The sequence below is a fragment of the Mariniflexile fucanivorans genome (genome assembly GCF_004341235.1).
GTDB classification, from domain to species: domain Bacteria; phylum Bacteroidota; class Bacteroidia; order Flavobacteriales; family Flavobacteriaceae; genus Mariniflexile; species Mariniflexile fucanivorans.
In genome coordinates, this window is the sequence record NZ_SLUP01000018.1 from 1 (window position 1) to 5,794 (window position 5,794).

At 38.8% G+C, this 5,794-nt stretch carries 1 protein-coding gene; it reads left to right on the forward strand.

The window, feature by feature from the left end:
* The coding region (locus EV196_RS19660) for a SprB repeat-containing protein (protein ID WP_132219495.1) at nucleotides 1-5,794 on the forward strand (5,794 nt) is incomplete at both ends.

The following is a 5,794-nucleotide window of genomic DNA, read 5'->3' on the forward strand; positions in this document are numbered from 1 at the left end:
GATGATCAAGGTTGTCAGGCAGAATCCAATATCATTGTAGTGACTCCAAAAACAGTACCAACACAAACCTATACCCAAACCAATGTAAGTTGTAACGGAAGTAGTGATGGTAGTATTGTAGTAACGGCAGCCGATGGAATCGCACCATACCAATATAGTATAGATAATGGAGCGACTTTCCAAGTATCGAATGTATTTAATGGCTTAGCGGCAGGAGCATATAATGTTGTTGTGCGAGATAGTAAAAGCTGTATTTCTGTAGCAACAGTAGTAACAATTACCCAACCAACGCCATTAGCAGCATCGGCAAGTACCACAGCATTTAGTTGTAGCGTGACCAATGCGAAAGTATCAGCGGTAATCACCATTGCAGTACCAACAACAGGAACAGCACCTTACCAATACAGTTTTAATAACGGCGCATCGTTCAGTTCAACCAATACGTTAACGGTAAACGATAATGGCGCAGACCAAACCTTTACCTATGTAGTAAAAGATGCCAATGGTTGTTTAACCGTGGCACAAACTATTACGTTAACAGCATTAAATCCACCAACGGATTTAGCATTTACATCAGCGGCGGTTACTTGTACAGCCACAACAACTACCGTAAATCTAACAGCAACCAATGGTGTTGGAACATTACAATATGAAACTATTGCCCCATCACCAATCATCAGAGCAAAACAAGCTTCAAATTCATTTGCAGGCCTAACACCAGGTACATATGTGTTCCAGGTGACCGATGCGAATGGATGTTATTATTCAGAATCTTATACCATCGTTCCAGTTACCCCAATTGCAATAACAGGAACAAAATTGAGCGATGTACTATGTAACGGGGATAATACAGGAGCCATTAAATTTACGGTTTCTGGGTATTCAGGAACTTATACAAGTATTTTAACAAGTGGAGCAGGAATTCTGGTTCAATCAGGAAATACAGTTGATATTACAGGTTTAATTGCAGACACCTATACAATTAGAGTTACGGATGACATTACAGGTTGTTTTGATGAGGAAACTATTATTATCACTGAACCAACAAATCCTTTAACATTTACAGTAACTTCAACAAATGTATTCTGTACAAATAATAATTCACAAATTACAGTTACCGCAATAGATGGTACGCCAAGTTACACTTATGCGGCTGTAATAACAGGAAACCTAGCACCATTAGCAGCTGCATATGGTAGCAGTAATGTTATAACTGTTGATACAAATTCAGCAGCAGATTTAGTTTGGGATGTTTATATAAAAGATGCTAATGGCTGTATTACTGTGGATACTATTACCATTATAAATGATGTTTTACCAACAGTTACTACACCACCTTTGGCTTCAAACCAATGTACGGTTTCAACTGGATTTACTTTTACAGCAACAGGAACTGGATTAGCTCCACTTTCTTATAGTATAAATGGAGGGATTTCAGATCAAGCAAGCCCGACTTTCGTAGTTAATGTACCTGGAACTTATTTTGTAACCGTTAAGGATAAAAATGGTTGTACAGCAACTAGTTCTACATCAACTGTAGTATATGCTCCGCTTAATACAAATGCTATACTTACAAAAGATTTAACATGTTCTGCACCAACAGACGCAACTATAGATGTAACGACAGCGGGCGGAAATGCACCTTATTCCTATAAAGTCAAAATAGGAGCAGGTACTTATGGTGCTTCGGTTCCATTTGCGGGTGCAACATTCACATATACAGTTACAACTGCTGATACCTATCAATTTGAAATTACTGATACAAATGGATGTACAAAAGAAACTAATGTAATTACTACAACAGCTATCGTTAATCCTGATATTACAAATGTTGTTCAAACACAATTTATTTCATGTAACAGCGATGAAACAGCAGCTATTGATATCACCATTGATGATACAAAAGGATTAGCACCATTTGTATTTAATGTGTTAAATACCACTACGTCTTTTGATTATGGTACACAGACTTCTGGTTTAGCAGCTGGAGACTACACAATAACGGTTACAGATGCCAAAGGTTGTACGGATACATTTAATATAACAATAGTAGAACCAAATGCCATTGATTTTGATCTAACAAAAGTAGATATTACTTGTAGTTCTACGGGAGGGTCAAGTCTAGGCTCTATTACTGTTGAAAATATTGTAGGAGGTACAGCGCCATTTACCTATTATATTACGAATAATTTTGGAGATGTAATTCCAGGCAGTCCACATTCGGCTATATCCAATGAGGATCACACCTTTAGTATCATAAATTTTGGTATTTATACTATTAATGTCATTGATGCCAATGGATGTAGCTTGACAAAGCAAATAACCATGGCGTCTCCACCATCCGATTTGGATATAGATGTTACAACCTTATCATCTGATTGTACTAATGGAGGTACCGCCATAGTTGAAGCCATATCTACTGTAGGTAGTAATAATTATGAGTTTGGTATTTTAGAATTTAATTCAGCTCCTTACACATTAACATATTTAACACCAGATTCACCAGGAGGAGCCATAAAAACGTTTACAAACCTGACCCCAGGTGTGGTTTATACCTTTGTGGTGCATGATCTTACAACAAACTGTTATTTTGTAAAATCGGCAGATACGCCTATTGCACCGGCTTCGGCTTTAACATCAACGGTTGTTGCAAATAATGTTGTTTGTAAAGGAGAGAATAATGGAAGTGTAACGTTTACTATTGATAATTTTGATAGTACCACAGCTTCTGTTGATTACGAAATTTTTAGAGCGTTTTCAAATGTTTCTATGGGACCATTAGTTAATATACCAGTTACTTTTGGAACACCTGAAACAGTAATAGCTCCTTCACCAGCCTCTTTATCACCTGGACAATACTATATTACGTTTACTGAAAATGGCACAGGTTTATTTAATGGATGTAAATCAGCATCAGCCATATTTGAAATTAATGAATCAGCAATCGATTTAAGTGTTTCAGCTACCGTATCCAAAAATGAAAACTGTAATGAATTAGGCGTTATTTCAGCCATTGGAAAAGACGGAACAGCTCCTTATACATACCAGCTTTTGTTATCAACAGATCCGGCTCCAATAGCGACTAGCGCAGGTTGGTCATCAGCAAATACATTTACAGCTACCGCGGATAGTTATATCGTTTATGTAAAAGATGCTTATGGTTGTATTAAATTTGATGCGGCAAATTTACAGAAGGACCCAGAGCCAACAATAAACCCTATTGCTCCACAATGTTTTGATGGAACCCCTATCAATATTACATTAGTAGAAGTTACAGGTACTGCCATAGCTCCATTAACTTATAGTATTGGTGGTGCTTATCAATCAAGCGCAACCTTTAGCATTAATGTCTCAGGAACATATAATGTGTTTATTAAAGACGGCAACGGTTGTATTGCAACAACAACGTATGTCGTACAATCAGCATTATTGTTAGATGCAAACATGACGCAAGATTTAACTTGTACTGTTGATGCTAGTATAACTTTAACACCAAGTGGTGGGACAGGTACATATACAGCGTATGCAGTTAGCACCGATGGAGGAACAACGTATACAGCAGCAAGTTCTACATATACAGCAACAGCAGATGGAACATATCAATTTAGAGTAATTGATGATCAAGGTTGTCAGGCAGAATCTAATATTATTATAGTGACTCCTAAAACTACTCCAACCTTTACGTTTAGTCAAACAAATGCGACTTGTAATGGAGATTCTGATGGCAGTATAGTTGTAACAGCAGCTAATGGCATAGCTCCATATGAATATAGTATGGATAATGGTACGACTTTTCAAGCATCAAATGTGTTTAGTGGTTTATTGGCTGGACCATACGATGTAGTTGTGAGAGATAGTAAGAATTGTGATTCGGCACCAACAACGGTAACTATTACCGAACCTCTAATTCTAGCAGGAACCGGAGCTTTAACACAAGGTTTAACCTGTGGATTAGGCAATGCCACCCAAGCGGCCGAAGTAACCGTTACAGGTAGCGGTGGAACAGCTCCATATACCTATAGTTTTGATGGTGGTGTAAACTACACGTCAACAAATGCCTATTCAACATATACTTCAGGCACAGTAACAGCCTATGTAAGAGATGCCAATGGCTGTACCATTCCAGTACCAATCAGTGTTGTGGTACCAGCTTTAGATGTTCCAACAGATTTAGCATTTAGTGCTACGGCGGTAACCTGTTTAGCATTAACCAGTGATGTAACACTAACCACAACAAATGGCGTAGGCACATTAAGCTATGCGATACTTTCGCCATCAAGTGCTACAGGCAATGTAACAGGGGCCTCTAGTGGAACCTTTACAGGATTAGCACCAGACACTTATATGTTTGAAGTGACCGATGCCAATGGCTGTACCTATCAGGAATCCTATACAGTGGTGCCGGTAACCAATATTTCAGTTGCGGGATTAAAATTAAACGATGTTTATTGCTTTGGCGGTAATACGGGAGCGATTGGGTTTACGGTAAGCGATTATGCAGGAAGCTATACAACTACAATACTTAGTGGCGCAGGTGCTTTGGTTCAAACAGGAAACACGATTGATTTCACGGGATTAATTGCTGATACCTATACAATTAGAGTAACAGATGACATCACAGGATGTACTGCAGATGCTACAATAATAGTAACAGAACCATCAAGTGCATTAAGCTTTACAGCAACACCGACCCATGTATACTGTAGCAATGATGAATCACAAATAACAGTGATTCCATCAGGAGGTACAGCGAGTTACACCTATGCCGCTGTTATATCGGGTAATCCGTCCCCTGCACCAGCAGCTTACGGAACAAGCGATGTAGTTACGGTAGACACCAATTCAGGAACAGACTTAGTTTGGGATGTCTACGTAAGAGATGCCAATGCTTGTACAACAATGAATACGGTTACGGTTATACTTGATCCGTTACCAACGGTATCCACACCACCTTTGGCTTCTAACCAATGTACTGTTACTTCAGGATTTACTTTTACAGTATTCGGAGAGACAGGTGTTGGACCATTTACATATAGTATCAATGGAGGCGCTTCCTATCAAGCAAGTGCGACATTTACTGTAAATGCCCCAGGAACTTACACAGTTACCATTAAAGATAACAATGGTTGTACAGCAACCAGTGCTACTGCTACTGTGGTATATGAACCATTAAATTCAGTTATAACCTTAACAAAAGAATTAGATTGTACAGGATCACCAGATGCAGAAATTACCGGAACTATTACTGGAGGTTTAGCACCATATACGTATGAAGTATCTATCAACGGTGCTGCATATGCATCATTAGGAGCAACAGGTACACCTTATACATATACTACTGCAAGTTCAGGAACGTATCAATTTAGAATAACTGATGCAAATAGCTGTCAAGCAGAAACCAGTATAATTACCATTGACGCATTAACCACGCCAACCCTTTCAGAGACCCATACCAATGTAAGTTGTAATGGAGATTCTGATGGCAGTATAGTGGTAACAGCAGCTAATGGCATAGCTCCATATCAATTTAGTATAGATAATGGTACGACTTTCCAAGCATCAAATGTGTTTAGTGGCTTAGCATTAGGCGTATACGATGTGGTTGTGAGAGATAGTAAAAGTTGTGTTTCAATAGCAACTTCCGTGTCTATTACAGAGCCAGCATTGGTTGGAGGCACTATAGCATTAACACAAAACTTAACCTGTGGATTAGGCAATGCCACCCAAGCGGCCGAAGTAACCGTTACAGGTAGCGGTGGAACAGCTCCATATACCTATAGTTTTGATGGTGGTG